Raw genomic sequence first — 20,082 nt, forward strand, 5'->3', positions numbered from 1 at the left:
AGCGTAAAGAGTACCGGAGGGGTATAGCTCAATTGGCAGAGCGTCGGTCTCCAAAACCGAAGGTTGTAGGTTCGATTCCTACTGCCCCTGCCACCTAGGTGGCACCCCGACAAGCCCATCGCGATCCGGTGGGCTTCGGCGTCTCAAGGGACGCATTGAATTGAAGGCCGCAAGGCCACAGGAAATCAGCCGACATGGCCACTTCTCAAATCGAAACCGTGAGCACGGGTGCCGACAAAGCCAAGCTGGCTGTGGCGGTGGTGCTGGCGGTGGGTGCGATCGTCGCGTTCTACCTGCTGTCGCGCCAAGGCTCGCTGGTGCAATGGGCTGCCCTGCTGGTCGGCCTGGCCGCGGCTGTGGGTGCCTTCGGCAGCTCCGAGAACGGCCGTCAGCTGTGGGCTTTCGGTCGTGACTCGTGGCGCGAGGTCAAGAAGGTCGTGTGGCCGACCCGCAAGGAATCGATGCAGATGACGGCCTATGTGTTTGCCTTCGTGGCGATCATGTCCGTCTTCCTCTGGCTCACCGACAAGACGCTCGAATGGGTGTTCTTTGACCTCATTCTGGGCTGGAGAAAATAAATGACCGCTGATCCAGTGAATGCAGTTGAAACCACGCCGAGCACGCCGGAAGAGGGGCAAAACCCTCTCCTGACCCCCGCAGCCAACCCCGATCTGCGTTGGTATGTGGTCCATGCCTATTCGGGCATGGAGAAGGCTGTCGAGCGCAACATCACCGAGCGCATCACCCGCGCCGGCATGCAGGACAAGTTCGGCCGCATCCTGGTTCCGACCGAAGAAGTGGTCGAAATCAAGAACGGCCAGAAGCGCACCACCGAGCGTCGCTTCTTTCCGGGATACGTGCTGGTCGAAATGATCATGGACGACGAGAGCTGGCACCTGGTGAAGCACACCAACAAGGTGACGGGTTTCGTGGGCGGCGCCAAGAACCGCCCGGCCCCGATTTCGCAGAAGGAAGTCGAGGACATCGTCAACCAGATGCAGCAGGGCACCGAGAAGCCGCGTCACAAGGTCGAGTTCACCGTGGGTGAATTCGTGCGCGTCAAGGAAGGTCCGTTCACCGACTTCAACGGCACGGTGGAAGACGTCAACTACGAAAAGAGCAAGGTCAGCGTGTCGGTCATGATTTTCGGCCGCGCCACCCCTGTGGAGCTTGAGTTCGGTCAGGTCGAGAAGACCTGATCCCCTGGCCTGCCTTTGGGCGGGCCTGCCAGTTTCCGGCTGCGCGTTGTCCGACTCGGCGCGCAGTCTTGATCGAAGAGTCGTTTAACCCCGGGGAGCCGCGGCGAAAGCCAAGGCGATATCACCCGCAAGGAGCAAAGCATGGCGAAAAAAATCGTCGGCTTCATCAAGCTGCAAGTGCCAGCTGGTAAGGCCAACCCGTCACCACCCATCGGTCCTGCACTGGGCCAGCGTGGTTTGAACATCATGGAGTTCTGCAAGGCGTTCAACGCGCAAACCCAAGGCGTTGAGCCGGGTCTGCCGCTGCCGGTGGTCATCACCGCGTTCGCTGACAAGAGCTTCACCTTCATCATCAAGACGCCCCCGGCGATCACCTTGATCAAGAAGGCCATCAAGCTGGACAAGGGCTCGGCCCGTCCGCACACCGACAAGGTCGGCAAGATCACGCGCGCTCAGCTCGAAGAAATTGCCAAGGCCAAGATGAAGGACCTGACTGCCGCCGACCTCGACGCAGCAGTCCGCACCATCGCCGGCTCGGCCCGCTCGATGGGCGTGAATGTGGAGGGCGTGTAAATGTCCAAGATCACCAAGAAGCAAAAGTCGCTCGAAGGCAAGGTCGACAGCAACAAGCTGTACCCCCTGGCTGACGCCATCGTCATCGTCAAGGATGCCGCTACCGCCAAGTTCGACGAATCGATCGACGTGGCTGTGCAACTCGGCATCGACGCGAAGAAGTCGGACCAGGTGGTTCGCGGTGCTGTCGTGCTGCCCAACGGCACCGGCAAGACCAAGCGCGTTGCTGTGTTCGCCCAAGGCGCCAAGGCTGAAGAAGCCAAGGCCGCCGGCGCCGACATCGTCGGCATGGACGACCTGGCTGCAATGGTCAAGGCGGGCGACATGCCTTTCGACGTCGTGATCGCTGCCCCCGATGCCATGCGCGTCGTCGGTACGCTCGGTCAGATCCTTGGCCCGCGCGGCCTGATGCCCAACCCCAAGGTGGGCACCGTGACGCCTGACGTCGCAACCGCTGTCAAGAACGCCAAGGCTGGCCAGGTCCAGTTCCGCGTCGACAAGGCCGGCATCATCCACGGCACGATCGGCCGTCGCTCGTTCGACAACGACAAGCTGCAAGGCAACCTCGCTGCGCTGATCGACGCACTGGTCAAGGCCAAGCCCGCGACCAGCAAGGGTGTGTACCTGCGCAAGGTGGCTGTCTCGTCGACCATGGGTCTGGGTGTCCGCGTGGACACGCAAACCATCTCGGCGAGCTAAAGAGATTTGCCCGATCCCGCAAGGAGAGGGCAGATGTGGTGGGTCGTGGCAGCTTCGGTTGCCGCGGGCCATCCAAGACCGCTGGTGTGCAGGGCGCTGCACTTAATGGCCGGATCGATCCTTCCGGTATCCAGCGCAGATGGCGACCCCACTGCAAGGAATTTGATTTTTGTTCCGAAACAGTTGGTCGCTGCATGAAGCGCGATCCGAGGCCCCGGCCGAAGGTCGCATTAAAAGGAGTAGACCTTGAGTCTGAATCGCAGTGAGAAAGAAGCGGTCATCAGTGATGTGACCAGCCTCGCCGCAAAAGCTCAAACGCTCGTGATGGCGGAATACCGTGGCATCACGGTGGCCGATATGACCAAACTGCGCAGCGAAGCGCGCAGCAACGGCGTGACCCTGAGTGTTCTGAAGAACACGCTGGCTCGCCGTGCTGTCGCTGGCAGCCCGTTTGAGATCGTCGGCGACCAGATGACCGGTCCGTTGATCTATGGCTTCTCCGAAGACGCTGTGGCTGCCGCTAAGGTGGTGGCCAATTTCGCGAAGACCAACGACAAGTTGGTGATTCGCGGCGGCGCATTCGGTGGCAAGGCCCTGGACGTCGAAGGCGTGAAGCAACTGGCCAACATCCCTTCCAAGGAAGTGCTGCTGGCGCAATTGCTGGGCTTGATGCAATCCCCGATCTCTCGTACCGCCCGCGTGCTCGCGGCGCTGGCCGAGAAGCGCGGTGGTGGCGAAGCTGCACCTGTCGCCGATGCACCGGCAGAAGAAGCGCAGGCCGCCTGAGCGCGCCCTCGTTTTTTGAATATTCAACCCAATTGTTAGGAAACAAAAATGGCATTCGATAAAGACGCATTTCTGACCGCGCTCGACAGCATGACGGTCCTGGAACTCAACGACCTGGTGAAAGCCATCGAAGAGAAGTTCGGCGTGAGCGCCGCAGCCATGTCGGCACCTGCTGCCGGCGGTGGCGCCGTGGCTGCAGCCGCTGAAGAGCAAACCGAATTCAACGTCATGCTGATGGATGCTGGCGCGAACAAGGTGTCGGCGATCAAGGCCGTGCGCGAAATCACCGGCCTGGGCCTCAAGGAAGCCAAGGATCTGGTGGAAGCCGCTCCCAAGGCTGTCAAGGAAGGCCTGTCGAAGGCTGACGCTGAAGCCGCCAAGAAGAAGCTGGAAGATGCCGGCGCCAAGGTGGAACTGAAGTAATTCAGACCCCCTAGAGGGCTGGAGGTGCCTGAAAAGGCCCTCCAGCCTTTGCCGCTTTCAGAGCGCACCCAAAAGCCGGCTTGGTTCCGGTTTTCCCGAAGGCCCCAAGGCCTGCGGAAAAGCAAAAGCCAAGACGATTTTTGAGTGTCTTCTGAACCCGACTGCAGAAGACCCCTTGGTTCGGGCGATGTGCAATGCATCGCCGTCCGCCAACGGCTGGTAGTGGCCAGCCGCCAAGCAGTGATGCCGTTCGCCCGGCACCGCTGACAAGTCGCTGAAGATCTCAAGCACCGGAGCTCTCATGGCCCAATCGTCCGCGTACAGTTACACCGAACGCAAGCGCATCCGAAAAAGTTTCGGTAACCGCGACAGCGTCGTCGAAATCCCTTACCTGCTGCAGATGCAGAAAGACGCGTACACCGCGTTCCTGCAAGCCGGCATCGCCCCCAAGAACCGTACCGTCGAAGGCCTGCAGGCCGCATTCGACGCTGCCTTCCCGATCGTCTCGCACAACGGTTTCGTCGAGATGAAGTTCCTCGAGTACAACCTGGCGAAGCCGGCGTTCGATGTGCGTGAGTGCCAGACCCGTGGTCTGACCTTCGCCTCGGCCGTGCGCGCCAAGGTGCAGCTCATCATCTATGACCGCGAGTCGTCGACGTCGCAGTCGAAGGTGGTCAAGGAAGTGAAGGAACAAGAGGTCTACATGGGCGAAGTGCCGCTCATGACCGACAAGGGTTCGTTCATCATCAACGGCACCGAGCGTGTGATCGTCTCGCAGCTGCACCGTTCGCCCGGCGTGTTCTTCGAACACGACAAGGGCAAGACGCACAGCTCGGGCAAGCTGCTGTTCTCGGCCCGCGTCATTCCTTACCGCGGTTCGTGGCTCGACTTCGAGTTCGACCCGAAGGACATGCTGTACTTCCGCGTGGACCGTCGCCGCAAGATGCCGGTCACGATCCTGCTGAAGGCCATCGGCCTGAACCCGGAATCGATCCTCGCGAACTTCTTCGTGAACGACAACTTCCGCCTGATGGACAGCGGCGCGCAGATGGAGTTCGTCTCCGAGCGCCTGCGCGGCGAAGTCGCGCGCTTCGACATCACCGACAAGTCGGGCAAGGTCGTGGTCGCCAAGGACAAGCGCGTCACCGCGCGCCACACGCGTGAGCTCGAGCAGGGCGGCACCACGCACATCAGCGTGCCGGAAGACTTCCTGGTCGGCCGCGTCATCGCCCGCAACATCGTCGACGCCGACTCCGGCGAAATCCTGGCCAAGGCCAACGACGAGCTGACCGAAGCGCTGCTCAAGAAGCTGCGCACGGCTGGCGTGCAGGACATCCAGGTCATCTACACGAACGAACTGGACCAGGGCGCGTACATCTCGCAGACGCTGCGCATCGACGAAACCGTCGACGAGTTCGCCGCGCGCGTAGCCATCTACCGCATGATGCGCCCCGGCGAGCCGCCGACGGAAGACGCCGTGCAGGCCCTGTTCCAGCGCCTGTTCTACAACCCGGACACGTACGACCTGTCGCGCGTGGGCCGCATGAAGTTCAACGCCAAGGTCGGCCGCGACGAATCGACCGGCCCGATGGTGCTGACCAACGAAGACATCCTGGCCGTGGTCAAGATCCTCGTGGACCTGCGCAACGGCAACGGCGAAGTCGACGACATCGACCACCTGGGCAACCGCCGCGTGCGTTGCGTCGGCGAACTGGCCGAAAACCAGTACCGCACCGGCCTGGCACGTATCGAGAAGGCCGTGAAGGAACGTCTGGGTCAGGCTGAGCAAGAGCCGCTGATGCCGCACGACCTGATCAACAGCAAGCCGATCTCGGCCGCGCTGAAGGAATTCTTCGGTGCGTCGCAGCTGTCGCAGTTCATGGACCAGACGAACCCGCTGTCCGAAATCACCCACAAGCGCCGCGTGTCGGCCCTTGGCCCGGGCGGTCTGACGCGTGAACGTGCAGGCTTCGAAGTGCGCGACGTGCACGTGACCCACTACGGCCGCGTGTGCCCGATCGAAACGCCTGAAGGCCCGAACATCGGCCTGATCAACTCGCTGGCCCTGTACGCCCGCCTGAACGAATATGGCTTCATCGAGACGCCGTACCGCCGCGTGGTCGACAGCAAGGTCACGATGGACATCGACTACCTGTCGGCCATCGAAGAAGGCAAGTACGTCATCGCCCAGGCCAACGCGGTCCTGGACAAGGACGGCAAGCTGACCGGCGACCTGGTCTCGGCGCGTGAAGCCGGCGAATCGATCCTGGTGGGTGCCGAGCGCATCCAGTACATGGACGTGTCGCCCGCGCAGATCGTGTCGGTGGCTGCCTCGCTCGTGCCGTTCCTGGAGCACGACGATGCGAACCGCGCGTTGATGGGCGCCAACATGCAGCGTCAGGCCGTGCCTGTGCTGCGTCCCGAAAAGCCGATGGTCGGTACCGGCATCGAGCGCGTCTCCGCGGTCGACTCGGGTACCGTGGTCACGGCCACCCGCGGCGGTATCGTCGACTACGTCGATGCGACCCGTGTCGTGGTGCGCGTGAACGACGCCGAAGCGGCGGCCGGTGAAGTCGGTGTGGACATCTACAACCTGATCAAGTATCAGCGTTCGAACCAGAACACCAACATCCACCAGCGCCCCATCGTCAAGCGCGGCGACAAGATCGCCAAGGGCGACGTGGTGGCTGACGGCGCATCGACCGACCTCGGCGAACTGGCCCTCGGCCAGAACATGCTGATCGCGTTCATGCCCTGGAACGGCTACAACTTCGAAGACTCGATCCTGATCTCCGAACGCGTCGTTGCCGAAGACCGCTACACCTCGATCCACATCGAGGAACTGGTGGTGATGGCCCGCGACACGAAGCTGGGCGCCGAAGAAATCACGCGCGACATCCCGAACCTGGCCGAGCAGCAGCTCAACCGCCTCGACGAATCCGGCATCATTTATGTCGGCGCCGAAGTGCAGCCGGGCGACACGCTGGTGGGCAAGGTCACGCCGAAGGGCGAGACCACGCTGACGCCGGAAGAGAAGCTGCTTCGCGCCATCTTCGGCGAGAAGGCTTCCGACGTGAAGGACACCTCGCTGCGTGTGGACCAGGGCTCGCAAGGCACCGTGATCGACGTGCAGGTGTTCACACGCGAAGGCATCCAGCGCGACAAGCGCGCCCAGCAGATCATCGACGATGAACTCAAGCGCTTCCGCCTCGACCTGAACGACCAGCTGCGCATCGTCGAGGCTGACGCGTTCGACCGTATCGAGAAGCTCTTGACCGGCAAGGTCGCCAACGGCGGCCCGAACAAGCTGGCCAAGGGCACCAAGCTCGACAAGGCCTACCTCTCGTCGGTCGAGAAGTTCCACTGGTTCGACATCCGCCCGGCGGAAGACGACGTGGCCTCGCAGCTCGAGTCGATCAAGAACTCGCTCGAGCAGACGCGCCACAGCTTCGACCTCGCATTCGAAGAAAAGCGCAAGAAGCTCACGCAGGGCGACGAGCTGCCCGCGGGCGTGCTCAAAATGGTCAAGGTCTACCTGGCCGTCAAGCGCCGCCTGCAACCCGGCGACAAGATGGCCGGCCGTCACGGCAACAAGGGTGTGGTGTCCAAGATCGTTCCGGTCGAAGACATGCCCCACATGGCCGACGGCACGCCGTGCGACATCTGCCTGAATCCGCTGGGCGTGCCCTCGCGGATGAACGTGGGCCAGGTGCTCGAAGTGCATCTGGGCTGGGCCGGCAAGGGCATCGGCCAGCGCATCGGTGACCTGCTGCAGCAAGAGGCCAAGGTGGCCGAGCTGCGCAAGTTCATGGAGCAGCTGTACAACGGCTCGGGCCGCAAGGAAGAGCTCGACCAGTTGAGCGACACCGAACTGCTCGCCATGGCGGCCAACCTGCAAAGCGGCGCGACCTTCGCGACGCCGGTGTTCGACGGCGCCTCGGAAGAAGAAATCCGCGGCATGCTGAAGCTCGCCTACCCGGACGACATCGCCAAGCTCAAGGGCCTGACCGAGACGCGTACGCAGGCGTACCTGTACGACGGCCGCACCGGTGACCAGTTCGAGCGTCCCGTCACCGTCGGCTACATGCACTTCTTGAAGCTGCACCACCTGGTGGACGACAAGATGCACGCCCGTTCGACCGGTCCGTACTCGCTCGTCACGCAGCAACCGCTGGGCGGCAAGGCGCAGTTCGGCGGCCAGCGTTTCGGTGAAATGGAAGTGTGGGCGCTGGAAGCTTACGGCGCCGCCTACGTCCTGCAGGAAATGCTGACCGTGAAGTCCGACGACGTGCAAGGCCGTACCAAGGTGTACGAAAGCATCGTCAAGGGCGAACACTCGATCGAAGCCGGCATGCCGGAATCGTTCAACGTGCTGGTCAAGGAAATTCGTTCGCTGGGTCTCGACATCGAGCTCGAGCGTTCCTAAGTTGAAAAGGGAAAGAGTCTTATGAAATCGCTACTCGACCTGTTCAAGCAATTCACGCCCGATGAGCATTTCGATGCCATCAAGATCGGCATGGCTTCGCCCGAGAAGATCCGTTCGTGGTCTTTCGGCGAGGTGAAGAAGCCTGAGACGATCAACTACCGCACGTTCAAGCCCGAGCGCGACGGTCTGTTCTGCGCCAAGATCTTCGGCCCCATCAAGGACTACGAGTGCCTGTGCGGCAAGTACAAGCGCCTGAAGCACCGCGGCGTGATCTGCGAGAAGTGCGGCGTTGAAGTCACGCAGACCAAGGTGCGTCGCGAGCGCATGGGTCACATCGACCTGGCCGCGCCCTGCGCCCACATCTGGTTCCTGAAGTCGCTGCCGTCGCGCCTGGGCCTCGTGCTCGACATGACGCTGCGCGACATCGAACGCGTGCTGTACTTCGAAGCCTACGTGATCACCGACCCCGGCATGACCCCGCTGAAGAAGTTCGGCATCATGTCCGAGGACGACTACGACGCCAAGCGCAAGGAATACGGTGACGAGTTCATCGCCAAGATGGGCGCCGAAGGCATCAAGGACCTGCTCGAAGGCATCGAACTCGACAGCGAGATCGAACGCCTGCGCGGCGACCTGACCGGCTCCGAAGTCAAGGTCAAGAAGAACTCCAAGCGCCTGAAGGTGCTCGAGGCCTTCCGCAAGTCGGGCATCAAGCCCAACTGGATGGTGCTCGAAGTGCTGCCCGTGCTGCCGCCGGACCTGCGTCCGCTGGTGCCGCTGGACGGTGGCCGCTTTGCGACCTCCGACCTGAATGACCTGTACCGCCGCGTCATCAACCGCAACTCGCGTCTGCGCCGCCTGCTGGAGCTGAAGGCTCCGGAAATCATCGCGCGCAACGAAAAGCGGATGCTGCAAGAGGCTGTCGACTCGCTGCTGGACAACGGCCGCCGTGGCAAGGCCATGACGGGCGCCAACAAGCGTGCACTGAAGTCGCTGGCCGACATGATCAAGGGCAAGAGCGGTCGTTTCCGCCAAAACTTGCTGGGCAAGCGCGTGGACTACTCGGGCCGTTCGGTCATCGTGGTGGGCCCGACGCTCAAGCTGCACCAGTGCGGCCTGCCCAAGCTGATGGCGCTCGAACTGTTCAAGCCCTTCATCTTCTCGCGCCTCGAAGCCATGGGCATCGCGACCACGATCAAGGCTGCCAAGAAGGAAGTCGAATCGGGCACGCCGGTGGTCTGGGACATCCTGGAAGAAGTGATCAAGGAACACCCGGTCATGCTGAACCGTGCGCCTACGCTGCACCGTTTGGGCATCCAGGCGTTCGAGCCGATCCTGATCGAAGGCAAGGCGATCCAGCTGCACCCGCTGGTTTGCGCGGCATTCAACGCCGACTTCGACGGCGACCAGATGGCCGTTCACGTGCCGCTGTCGGTGGAAGCGCAGATGGAAGCCCGCACGCTGATGCTGGCCTCCAACAACGTGCTGTTCCCGGCTTCGGGCGAACCGTCGATCGTTCCTTCGCAGGACGTGGTGCTGGGTCTGTACTACACGACCCGCGACCGCATCAACGGCAAGGGCGAGGGCCTGATCTTCTCCGACATCGGCGAAGTGCAGCGCGCGCTGGACGCCAACGAAGTCGAACTCACCGCCAAGGTGGCAGTGCGTATCACGGAGTACACCAAGGACAAGGAAACCGGCGTGTTCACGCCGTCGACCTCGCTCGTGGACACCACCGTGGGCCGTGCGCTGCTGTCCGAGATCCTGCCGAAGGGCCTGCCGTTCTCGAACATCAACAAGGCGCTGAAGAAGAAGGAAATCTCCAAGCTCATCAACGTCTCGTTCCGCAAGTGCGGCCTGAAAGAGACCGTCGTGTTCGCCGACAAGCTGCTGCAAAACGGCTTCCGCCTGGCGACCAAGGCCGGCATCTCGATCGCGATCGACGACATGCTGGTGCCCGCTGAGAAGCACGGCATCATCGAGCGCTCGGCCAAGGAAGTGAAGGAGATCGAACAGCAGTACGTCTCCGGTCTCGTGACCTCCGGCGAGCGCTACAACAAGGTGGTGGACATCTGGGGCAAGGCCGGCGACGAAGTGTCGAAGGTCATGATGGCCAAGCTCTCGAAGCAGAAGGTCATCGACCGCCACGGCAAGGAAGTCGAGCAGGAGTCGTTCAACTCCATCTACATGATGGCCGACTCCGGCGCCCGCGGTTCCGCAGCGCAGATTCGCCAGGTGGCCGGTATGCGGGGCCTGATGGCCAAGCCGGACGGCTCGATCATCGAGACGCCCATTACCGCGAACTTCCGCGAAGGCCTGAACGTGCTGGAGTACTTCATCTCCACCCACGGTGCCCGTAAGGGTCTGGCCGACACGGCGCTGAAGACGGCGAACTCGGGTTACCTGACCCGTCGTCTGGTCGACGTGACGCAAGACCTGGTGGTCACCGAGCAGGACTGCGGCACGCACGGCGGTTACCTGATGCGCGCCATCGTCGAAGGCGGTGAAGTGATCGAGTCGCTGCGTGACCGAATCCTGGGCCGCTCGGCTGCGGACGACGTGCTGCACCCGGAAAACCGTTCGGTGCTGCTCAAGGCCGGCGAGATGTTCGACGAAGACAACATCGAAGTCCTGGAAGCCCAGGGCGTCGACGAAGTCAAGGTCCGCACCGCGCTGACCTGCGAAACGCGGTTCGGCATCTGCGCGACCTGCTACGGCCGTGACCTGGGCCGCGGCGGCCTGATCAACATCGGCGAAGCCGTCGGTGTGATCGCGGCGCAGTCCATCGGCGAACCCGGCACGCAGCTGACGATGCGTACCTTCCACATCGGTGGTGCGGCATCGCGCGCGGCCATCGCTTCGAGCGTGGAAGCCAAGTCGAACGGCTCGATCGGCTTCAACGCCACGATGCGCTACGTGACCAACAGCAAGGGCGAACTGGTCGTGATTTCGCGTTCGGGCGAGATCGTCATCCATGACGAGCACGGCCGTGAGCGCGAGCGTCACAAGGTGCCGTACGGCGCCACGTTGACGGTCAAAGCCGACCAGCAGATCAAGGCCGGCACGATCCTGGCCAACTGGGATCCGCTGACCCGCCCGATCATTACCGAGTTCGCCGGCAAGGCTCAGTTCGAGAACGTCGAGGAAGGCCTGACGGTCGCCAAGCAGGTGGACGAAGTGACCGGCCTGTCGACCCTGGTCGTGATCGACCCGAAGCGCCGCGGCGCTGCCAAGGTCGTGCGTCCGCAGGTCAAGCTGATCGACGCCCAGGGCCTCGAGGTGAAGATCCCCGGCACCGACCACTCGGTGACGATCGGCTTCCCGATCGGCGCCCTGGTGCAGATCCGCGACGGCCAGGACGTGGGCCCCGGCGAAGTGCTGGCACGCATCCCGGTCGAAGGTCAGAAGACCCGAGACATCACCGGCGGTCTGCCGCGCGTGGCCGAGCTGTTCGAAGCCCGTTCGCCGAAGGACAAGGGCATGCTGGCCGAAATGACCGGTACCGTGTCGTTCGGTAAAGAGACCAAGGGCAAGATCCGCCTGCAGATCACCGATCCCGAAGGCGGCGTCTACGAAGACCTCGTGCCGAAGGAAAAGAACATCCTGGTGCACGAAGGCCAGGTGGTGAACAAGGGCGAAAGCGTGGTCGACGGTCCGGCAGATCCGCAGGACATCCTGCGCCTGCTGGGCTCGGAAGAGCTCGCGCGCTACATCGTGGACGAAGTGCAGGACGTGTACCGTTTGCAGGGTGTGAAGATCAACGACAAGCACATCGAGGTGATCGTTCGCCAGATGCTGCGCCGCGTCGTGGTCGACAACATCGGCGACACGAGCTACATCTCCGGCGAACAGGTCGAGCGCAGCGAAATGCTCAACACCAACGACGCCCTGCGCGCCGAAGGCAAGATCCCCGCAACGTTCACCAACCTGCTGCTGGGTATCACGAAGGCGTCGCTGTCGACCGACTCGTTCATCTCGGCGGCTTCGTTCCAGGAAACGACGCGCGTGCTGACCGAAGCCGCGATCATGGGCAAACGCGACGAGCTGCGCGGTCTGAAGGAAAACGTCATCGTCGGCCGCCTGATTCCCGCAGGCACCGGCATGGCGTACCACCAGGCCCGCAAGGTCAAGGACGCCATGGACGAGGCCGAGCGCCGCGCCATCGCCGAGTCGGAAGCAGCCGATCTGGCCGGCTCCGGCGAGAGCGATGCGACGACCAGCACGGTGGACGCCAACGAAGGCGCCGCGACCGAATAACTGGTTAGCATCACCGGCATGACCGGTTTGCCCACGCCCTCCGACCGCTCCGGTCGGGGGGCGTTTTTCTTTGTGATTGCACGGCTCCGACCGATGACCAAGAGGTTCTGTTTCCGATGAGCGTCCTGCCCGATTCGCTGGTTGGCTGGTTCGTTGCCGCGTTGCTGCTGTTCTGGTTCGTGGGCGCCTACAACCGGCTTGTGCGCTTGCGCGCCGCCGTGCTCCAGGCCTACGCCGTGCTCGACGTGGCGCTGCGCAAGCAACTCGACTTCGTCCAGGCCAGCATCACCGCCGCGCCGCGGCCCGAGTCGCCGCCTGAAGGCGCGCCCACCGTGGCGCCGCTGCAGGCCGCCACGACACAGCTCGCGACCCTGCTCGGCGCGACGCGGGTGCGCCCGCTCGACCCCGGCAGCATGGCCGCGCTGGCCACCGCGCTGCAGGTGCTCATTGCCGCATGGCGGCGGCAGTATCCGGGCGCGGTCACCGTGTTTGACGCGGATGGCACGCTGTCGCGTCCTGCGCCGCTCATGCCTGGCATGGGAGGGGTGTCCGATCCGGCCGCGCCCATCGCATGGCCCGAGCCGTCAGCGGCGGCGGAAATCGCGCGCGGCCAGTTCAACCAGGCCGTGGCGCAGTACAACGCAGGCATCGCCCAGTTCCCCGCGCTGCTGGTGGCCTGGATCGTGCGACTGCGGTCCGCGGCCCCGCTGCTTTGACCTGCTCCTATTTCACGACAGGCAAGCACCGCCTTCGTTTCCCTTTCCACCGCGCGGCGTGCTGTCTTTCTCGCCCGTTACCATCGGCTCCAACTTGCCAGCAGATCTCTCTTCCGACCCCTCTTCGGGCAGCGCCGCCTCGGTGCCGCAACAACCGCCACTCTGGCGCCAACTGCAACTGACCGCAGGGGCGCTGGCGTCGATTCGCGCCGGCACCTCGGGCACCGTTGCGTTCGAGGCCGTCGAGCCTGCGCTGCGGCCCGGCGTGCAGGCCCTGGGCTTCCAGGTGCTGCGCTGGCTCGGCCGCGCCGAAGCGCTGCGCCGCCACCTGGCCAAGCGCACGCCACCGCCGTTGCCCGACGCCTTGCTGTGCACCGCGCTCGCGCTGGCCTGGCACAGCGACCACGCGCCCTACGAGCCCTTCACGCTGGTCGACCAAGCCGTGGAGGCAGCCAAACGCAACCCGGCGACGCGGGCGCAGGCCAGCTTCATCAACGCCTGCCTGCGCCGATTCCTGCGCGAACGCGACGAGCTTGTGGCCGCCACCGACACCGAACCGGTCGCGCAGTGGAACCACCCACGCTGGTGGATCGAACGCCTCAAGCGCGACCATCCGCGCGACTGGCAGCGCGTGCTGTCGGCCGACAACGCGCAGGCGCCGATGACGTTGCGCGTCAACGCGCTGCAGTCGACGCCGGCCGCGTACCTGCTGGAACTCGAAGCCGTGGGCCTCGGCGCCACGCGCGTCGGCGCCGATGGCTTGCAACTGACGAGGGCTCGCCCCGTGCAGCAGCTCCCCGGTTTCGCCGACGGCGCCTGCTCCGTGCAGGACGCCGCCGCGCAACTGGCCGCGCCCTTGCTGCTCGACGGCCTGTTGCCAACGAAGCCGGGTGCCGCGCCGCTGCGCGTGCTGGACGCCTGTGCCGCCCCGGGCGGCAAGACCGCGCACCTGATCGAACGGGCCCGCCCTGGCGCCATCGAGGTGACGGCGTTGGAGGTCGACGCCGTGCGCAGCCGCCGCATCGACGAGACGCTCGCCCGCCTCGGCCTGAAGGCCCAGGTGGTGGTGGCCGATGCCGGTCGCCCCGCCGACTGGTGGGACGGCGTGCTGTTCGACGCCATCCTGCTGGACGCGCCGTGCACCGCCTCGGGCATCGTGCGGCGCCATCCCGACGTGCGCTGGCTGCGCCGCGAGAGCGACACGGCCCAGTTGGCGACCCAGCAGGCCATGCTGCTGGCCGCGCTCTGGCCGCTCGTGCGGCCCGGCGGCCGGCTGCTTTACTGCACCTGTTCCGTGTTCCGCGAAGAAGGCTCGCAACAAATTGATGCGTTTCTTGTACGCAACACCGACGCCCGATTGCTGCCGTCCCCGGGACACTTGCTGCCGCAAAGTGGGGCGAATGCCCGTGGCGTCCCGGACAATCCCTCTGGTGACCACGACGGCTTCTTCTACGCCCTGCTTGAAAAACCCGCGCCGCACTGACGGCCGCCGGTCGATCCTGCGGGCCGGCCTGTGGCTGGTCTGGGCCCTGTGGATGTCCCTGTTCCCGGCCGCAGCCATCGCCCAGGCCCGCGCCGGCGGTGCCACCATCACCCAGGTGCGCCTGGAGCAGGCCGACGACGGCGTGTACCTCAGCGCGGCCGTGCAGTTCGAGCTGCCTACTTTGGTGGAGGACGTGCTCGACAAGGGCATCGCCATCTACTTCGTGGCCGAGGCCGAGGTCTTTCAGGAGCGCTGGTATTGGACCGACCGCAAGGTCGCCCAGGTGGCGCGCCACATGCGGCTGGCCTACCAGCCCCTCACGCGCCGCTGGCGACTCAATGTGTCGCCGGTGCCGATCACCGGCGCCGCCGGCTTCGGCATCTCGCTGAACCAGAATTTCGACAGCCTCGGCGACGCGCTGGAAGCCATCAAGCGCATCGGCCGGATGCGCCTGGGCGATGCCGCGGAGATCGGCGACGAGCCGCTGCACCAGGTCACCTTCCGCTTCCGGCTCGACACCTCGCAATTGCCGCGTCCCTTTCAGATCGGCATGGTCGGGCAGGCCGAATGGAACATCGCCGCCGAGCGCACCGCCCGGCTGCCGCTGGAGAAGCAGCGGTGAGCAGCAAGCCGCGCAGCGGCGCCGCGGCCACGCCCGCCGCCCGCCGCTCGCGCGCCCTGCGCTGGGCCGTGGGCGTCGGCGCCGCCATGGTCACGGCCATCGGCCTGGTGCTGATCTTCCTGCTGGCCCAGGCCACCAACAACCGTGCGCTGTACGAGCGCTACTACGTGCGCCTGTTCGGCATCAACGTGGTGGTGGCCGTGCTGCTGGTGCTGGTGATCGGCTGGGTCGCATTCCGGCTGCTGCGGCGATTGCGCCAGGGCAAGTTTGGCAGCCGGCTGCTGATCAAGCTCGCGGCCATCTTCGCGCTCGTGGGTGTAGTGCCGGGGGCGCTGGTCTATGTGGTGTCCTACCAGTTCGTCGCGCGCTCGATCGAGAGCTGGTTCGACGTCAAGGTCGAAGGCGCGCTCGATGCCGGCTTGAACCTGGGCCGTGCCACGCTCGATTCGCTCTCCGACGATCTCGCCGCGAAAACCCGCACCGCCAGTGCTCAACTGGCGCAAGTGCCCGACGCGAGCGCGGGCCTGCTGCTGGAGCGCATCCGCGACCAGCTCGAAGCCAGCGACGTGATCCTCTGGACCGGCTCGGGCCAGTTGGTGGCCAGCGCCGGGACGTCGCGCTTCCAGCTCAACCCCGAGCGGCCGACCGTGCAGCAGTTCCGCCAGGTGCGTCCCGACCGCGCCGTCGCGCACATCGAGGGCCTGGAAGAAACCGCCTTGCCCAGTGCCACACCGCCGACCGCCAGCGTGCGCGCGCTGGCCATGGTGCAGCGCCCAGGCTTCGACTTCGACACGGCACCGCGTTACCTGCAGGTCACGCGGCCCTTGCCTCCGGCCGTGGTCGCCAACGCGCTGGCCGTGCAGGAGGCCAACCGCGAGTACCAGGAGCGGGCGCTCGCGCGCGAAGGGCTGCGCCGCATGTACATCGGCACGCTCACGCTGAGCCTGTTCCTCGCCGTGTTCGGCGCGGTGCTGCTGGCCGTGCTCTTCGGCAACCAGTTGGCGCGCCCGCTGCTCGTGCTGGCCGACGGCGTGCGCCAGGTGGCCGCGGGCGACCTGCGGCCCACCGCCGTGCTGCAAGGCAAGGACGAGCTGGGCGGCCTCACGCGCTCGTTCGCCGTCATGACCCAGCAACTGGCCGACGCGCGCGGTGCGGTCGAAAAAACCATGGACCAGCTCGACGCCGCCCGCGGCAACCTGCAGACCATCCTCGACAACCTGACCTCGGGCGTGATCGTGCTCGACGCCAAGGGCACCGTGCTGTCCACCAACCCTGGCGCCACCCGCGTGCTGCGCGCGCCGCTCGCCGCCTATGAAGGCAAGGCGCTCGTCGACGTGCCGGGGCTGGCCGACTTCGGCGCCAAGGTGCAGCAGCAGTTCGACGAATTCTTGGTCGAGCGCATGCAGCACGGGCTCGATCACTGGCAGCACGCCTTCGAGCTGCACGCCACCGGCAACGACCTGCCGCAGCAGGACGACGCCATCAACATCGTCGCGCGCGGCGCCGAGCTGCCGGGCGATGCGCGACTGCTGGTGTTCGACGACATCTCGGAAATCGTCTCGGCCCAGCGCGCGCAGGCCTGGGGCGAGGTGGCACGCCGGCTCGCGCATGAAATCAAGAACCCGCTCACGCCGATCCAGCTGTCGGCCGAGCGGCTCGAGATGAAGCTTTCGGGCAAGGTCGAGCCGCCGGAGCAGGCCATCCTGGTGAAGTCGGTCAAGACCATCGTCGACCAGGTCGATGCGATGAAGCGGCTGGTGAACGAGTTCCGCGATTACGCGCGGCTCCCCGCGGCCGACCTCAAGCCGGTGGATCTCAACGCGGTGCTGGCCGACGTGCTGCAGCTGTACCACGCCGAGAACCTGCCGATCACGCTGCGCTCGGAACTCGACGAGCGGTGCCCGCCCGTGCGCGGCGACGAACAGCAGATCCGCCAGGTCGTGCACAACCTGCTGCAGAACGCACAGGACGCCGCCGAGGCCGCCGCCAGCGGCACGGGCCAGCCGGGCGAGGTCGTCATCCGCACGCGGCTGGGCGATTCGGGCCAGCGCGTGCGCCTGACCGTGCAGGACAGCGGGCCCGGCTTTGCCGAAAACATTCTCAAGCGCGCCTTCGAACCCTACGTCACGACGAAAACAAAAGGTACCGGTTTGGGGCTGGCCGTCGTCAAGAAGATCGCCGACGAACACGGTGCGCGCATCGAGCTTTCCAACCGTGTCGTGGACGGGGCTGTGGCCGGCGCGCAAGTCTCGCTATCATTCGCGCTGGCAGGCGAACCGCGAGCAGCGGTCGCTCACACCGAAGATTCGAAGTCTTCGTCCGCCTGAGTACCGGCGAATCCAGCGCACGCGGCTGGATCGGGAGCGGATCAATACACACAGCGCATACAACAAGCAGCACTCATGGCAAACATTCTCGTGGTCGATGACGAGCTGGGCATCAGGGACCTGCTCTTCGAAATTCTCAATGACGAAGGCCACAACGTGGAGCTCGCGGAAAACGCCGCCGAAGCCCGCGCGGCCCGACAGCGCGCCCGGCCCGACCTCGTGCTGCTCGACATCTGGATGCCGGACACCGACGGCGTCACGCTGCTCAAGGAGTGGTCCACAGCCGGTCTGCTGAGCATGCCCGTCATCATGATGAGCGGGCACGCCACCATCGACACCGCGGTCGACGCCACGCGCATCGGCGCTTTCGCGTTCCTGGAAAAACCCATCACGCTGCAGAAGCTGCTCAAGGCCGTGGAGCAGGGCCTAGCGCGCGAGAACGCACGCCGCGCCGCCGCCGGCGTGGTGCCGCCGCCCACGGGCGCCAACCAGGCCGCCGCCATCACGACCACGGGCGACAGCTTGCTGATGGCGTCGCTGGCCGCCGTGCCGGTGCCTGACACCGGTCCGCAGTCGACTCAGAGCTTCGATCTCGACCGCCCGCTGCGCGATGCGCGCGACGGTTTCGAGAAGGCCTATTTCGAATTCCACCTGGCGATGGAAAACGGATCAATGACGCGCGTGGCCGAGAAAACCGGCCTTGAGCGCACCCACCTGTACAGAAAACTCAAACAACTTGGCGTGGACCTTTCGCGGGGCCGCAGAAGCGCTGTATAATTTGAGGCTGCACACCAAGGCCCGGTAGCTCAGTTGGTAGAGCAGCGGATTGAAAATCCGCGTGTCGGTGGTTCGATTCCGCCCCAGGCCACCAGTCATCGTCCCTTGCAAATCAACAGGTTAGCAAGAGGCACACAGAAAGCGGCCTCCCAAAAGAGGCCGCTTTTTTGTTTTTCTGGCGCAGTTTCTGGCAATCACGCCGGGAACCCATTGCGCGTCAATGGCTTGTGACGGGTGTGTCCGAGGAAGTTCTTGCGAGCGATTGCGCGCGAGGCCTCCGAGCGGTCCATGGCCAGGCGAGCCGCCTAAAGTCTTCTGCGAGGACTTAAAGCGCGGCGCGAGCCGAGCCCCTCCCTACACGCAACTCCAGTAACTTTTTTGGAGTTTGTTGTGTATCCAAGCATCGATTCTTCTGCCGCCATGGCCACCTCGGTCATCGCGGCGTTTTCGTTGGCCTCTGGCCTGGTTCACGTCGTCGCCTCCGTGGAGGTGTGCAATGAGTGAGGCCTATAAGGAGGGGAACACGTACTCGGCGCGGCTGCGCCAGGACGGCCACGACGTTTATGTTTCCGGGTTCAAGAAGAAAAAGGACGCAGTCGCGGAAGCGGCCCGGCGGTTGGCGACGTTGGTGCGGGGCGGGCGCCCGAAAGGGCTCGGTCCGGCGCACACCACCGTAGCCCAGGCCATGCAGGACTACGGCATCGAGCGCCTGCCTTTCTTGAAGGGTGCTGAGCAGGAGGCTCGGCGCATCAACAAGTACCTGCGCGCGGCCCGGCTCCCTCTGCTGCAGGTGAGTCCTGTGTGCGAAGACGAAAAATCGGGCGCCTACTTCAAGGTGTTGCTCCAGCCTTTCACCGCCGAACGCGTCGTCCCCAATGGGCTGCACCGGCATCGCAAGAACCTCATGACCCAGACCGCCGACAGCGACAAGCACCGCGCTGTGCTGGCGACGAAGAAGATGAACGAGGTGCAGCGGTATGACGTGCAGGGCTTCATCAATTCCTTGCGGCTTGACAACCTCAAGCCTGCGAGCGTTCATCTGGAAAGGGCATTGCTCCGGACGGTGTTCAACTACGCGCGTATCGGTTGGCAATGGAGCGACCTCGGAGACAACCCGGCGACGCACCTGAAAATGCCAAAAGTCGACAACGCTCGGGAAAGGGTTCTGTCCGAAGATGAGCAGCGACGGCTGGATGCGGCCTTGGAAGACTGTCGCAATGGGGTGGTCGCACCGGCCTACGTGTTGCTGCGCGAGACGGCCATGCGTGCTTCTGAGCCAAAGAACGCGCGTTGGGAGCACGTCGACTGGGAGCGCAAAGTCATCACGTTGTACGAGACCAAGACGGACAAACGCGAGGTTCCGCTTTCTCCTGCTGCGCTGCAGGCGCTGCATGGCTTGCAGCCGGGCAAGCCGCGAGAACGCATTGTGAGGATTTCCTACGAGGCCTTGCGCGCCGCTTGGCGGCGCGCGTGCGAGCGCGCGGGCATCAAGGACATGCACCTCCATGACCTTCGCCACACGGCTGCGACGCGATTGGCTCTGAAGACCGGCAACGTCTTCTTGGTAAAAGCGCTGACGGGTCATAAGACCTACAGCATGGTCGAGCGATACGTCAACGTGAAGGCGGACGACGTGGTCAAAGTTTTGCATGCCTCTGAGCCCAATGAGAAGGAGCCGCACCTTGCCAAGGGCCTTCCCCGCCCTGCAGACGTCGGCTTAAATTCGGCGCGGTGTTGACGCCGACCGGAAACTGAGCCAGTTCTGCGGGTAGTGCCGAAGTAAAAGTGAGCCAG

14 protein-coding genes and 2 tRNA genes are annotated in these 20,082 nt (G+C 64.4%); all 16 read left to right on the forward strand.

Features of this window, described 5'->3' with window-relative positions:
* Positions 1-17 precede the first annotated feature (17 nt).
* The 16 genes from ASD34_RS26770 to ASD34_RS26845 all read left to right on the forward strand — a co-directional run bounded on the left by ASD34_RS26770 (position 18) and on the right by ASD34_RS26845 (position 20,026).
* Positions 18-93 (forward strand) — tRNA-Trp (locus ASD34_RS26770).
* A gap of 101 nt (positions 94-194) precedes the next feature.
* Positions 195-578, forward strand: a complete 384-nt coding sequence (gene secE / locus ASD34_RS26775; protein WP_056584623.1) for a preprotein translocase subunit SecE — start codon at positions 195-197, stop codon at positions 576-578.
* Positions 579-1,199, forward strand: coding sequence for a transcription termination/antitermination protein NusG (nusG, locus tag ASD34_RS26780; protein ID WP_082549118.1), 621 nt, complete (start codon positions 579-581; stop codon positions 1,197-1,199).
* A gap of 141 nt (positions 1,200-1,340) precedes the next feature.
* Positions 1,341-1,772, forward strand: a complete 432-nt coding sequence (rplK, locus tag ASD34_RS26785) for a 50S ribosomal protein L11 (RefSeq protein ID WP_056584627.1) — start codon at positions 1,341-1,343, stop codon at positions 1,770-1,772.
* Positions 1,773-2,471 carry a 50S ribosomal protein L1 gene (gene rplA / locus ASD34_RS26790; RefSeq protein WP_056584630.1) on the forward strand — a complete coding sequence of 233 codons (699 nt, stop codon included), beginning with the start codon at positions 1,773-1,775 and terminating at the stop codon, positions 2,469-2,471.
* A 246-nt stretch (positions 2,472-2,717) separates the two neighbouring features.
* Positions 2,718-3,257 (forward strand): 50S ribosomal protein L10, encoded by a 540-nt coding sequence (rplJ, locus tag ASD34_RS26795; protein WP_056584633.1) that lies wholly within the window; start codon positions 2,718-2,720, stop codon positions 3,255-3,257.
* Positions 3,258-3,305: 48 nt separating this feature from the next.
* Complete coding sequence (gene rplL, locus ASD34_RS26800; protein ID WP_056584636.1) at positions 3,306-3,680, forward strand: 50S ribosomal protein L7/L12; 375 nt, start codon at positions 3,306-3,308, stop codon at positions 3,678-3,680.
* A 301-nt stretch (positions 3,681-3,981) separates the two neighbouring features.
* A complete protein-coding gene (gene rpoB, locus ASD34_RS26805; protein ID WP_056584639.1) occupies positions 3,982-8,106 on the forward strand; it encodes a DNA-directed RNA polymerase subunit beta in 4,125 nt (1,374 codons plus the stop codon).
* 21 nt (positions 8,107-8,127) lie between these two features.
* Positions 8,128-12,363 carry a DNA-directed RNA polymerase subunit beta' gene (gene rpoC, locus ASD34_RS26810; RefSeq protein ID WP_056584641.1) on the forward strand — a complete coding sequence of 1,412 codons (4,236 nt, stop codon included), beginning with the start codon at positions 8,128-8,130 and terminating at the stop codon, positions 12,361-12,363.
* Positions 12,364-12,479: 116 nt separating this feature from the next.
* A complete protein-coding gene (locus ASD34_RS26815) occupies positions 12,480-13,079 on the forward strand; it encodes a hypothetical protein (RefSeq protein ID WP_056584644.1) in 600 nt (199 codons plus the stop codon).
* Between the two features lie 94 nt (positions 13,080-13,173).
* Complete coding sequence (gene rsmB, locus ASD34_RS26820; RefSeq protein ID WP_414929895.1) at positions 13,174-14,562, forward strand: 16S rRNA (cytosine(967)-C(5))-methyltransferase RsmB; 1,389 nt, start codon at positions 13,174-13,176, stop codon at positions 14,560-14,562.
* Entirely contained in the window at positions 14,540-15,184 is a 645-nt protein-coding gene (locus ASD34_RS26825; RefSeq protein WP_056584647.1) for a DUF4390 domain-containing protein, read from the forward strand. The genes rsmB and ASD34_RS26825 overlap by 23 nt, the downstream gene beginning before the upstream one ends.
* On the forward strand, positions 15,181-17,511 hold the full coding sequence (locus tag ASD34_RS26830; RefSeq protein WP_056584650.1) for a sensor histidine kinase: 2,331 nt from the start codon (positions 15,181-15,183) through the stop codon (positions 17,509-17,511). The genes ASD34_RS26825 and ASD34_RS26830 overlap by 4 nt, the downstream gene beginning before the upstream one ends.
* A 75-nt stretch (positions 17,512-17,586) precedes the next feature.
* On the forward strand, positions 17,587-18,288 hold the full coding sequence (locus ASD34_RS26835; protein ID WP_056584653.1) for a response regulator: 702 nt from the start codon (positions 17,587-17,589) through the stop codon (positions 18,286-18,288).
* Between the two features lie 18 nt (positions 18,289-18,306).
* Positions 18,307-18,382, forward strand: a tRNA-Phe gene (locus ASD34_RS26840).
* Between the two features lie 402 nt (positions 18,383-18,784).
* Positions 18,785-20,026, forward strand: a complete 1,242-nt coding sequence (locus tag ASD34_RS26845) for a tyrosine-type recombinase/integrase (RefSeq protein WP_056584655.1) — start codon at positions 18,785-18,787, stop codon at positions 20,024-20,026.
* Positions 20,027-20,082 lie beyond the last annotated feature (56 nt).

This window comes from Variovorax sp. Root473 (genome assembly GCF_001426505.1).
GTDB lineage: Bacteria > Pseudomonadota > Gammaproteobacteria > Burkholderiales > Burkholderiaceae_C > Variovorax.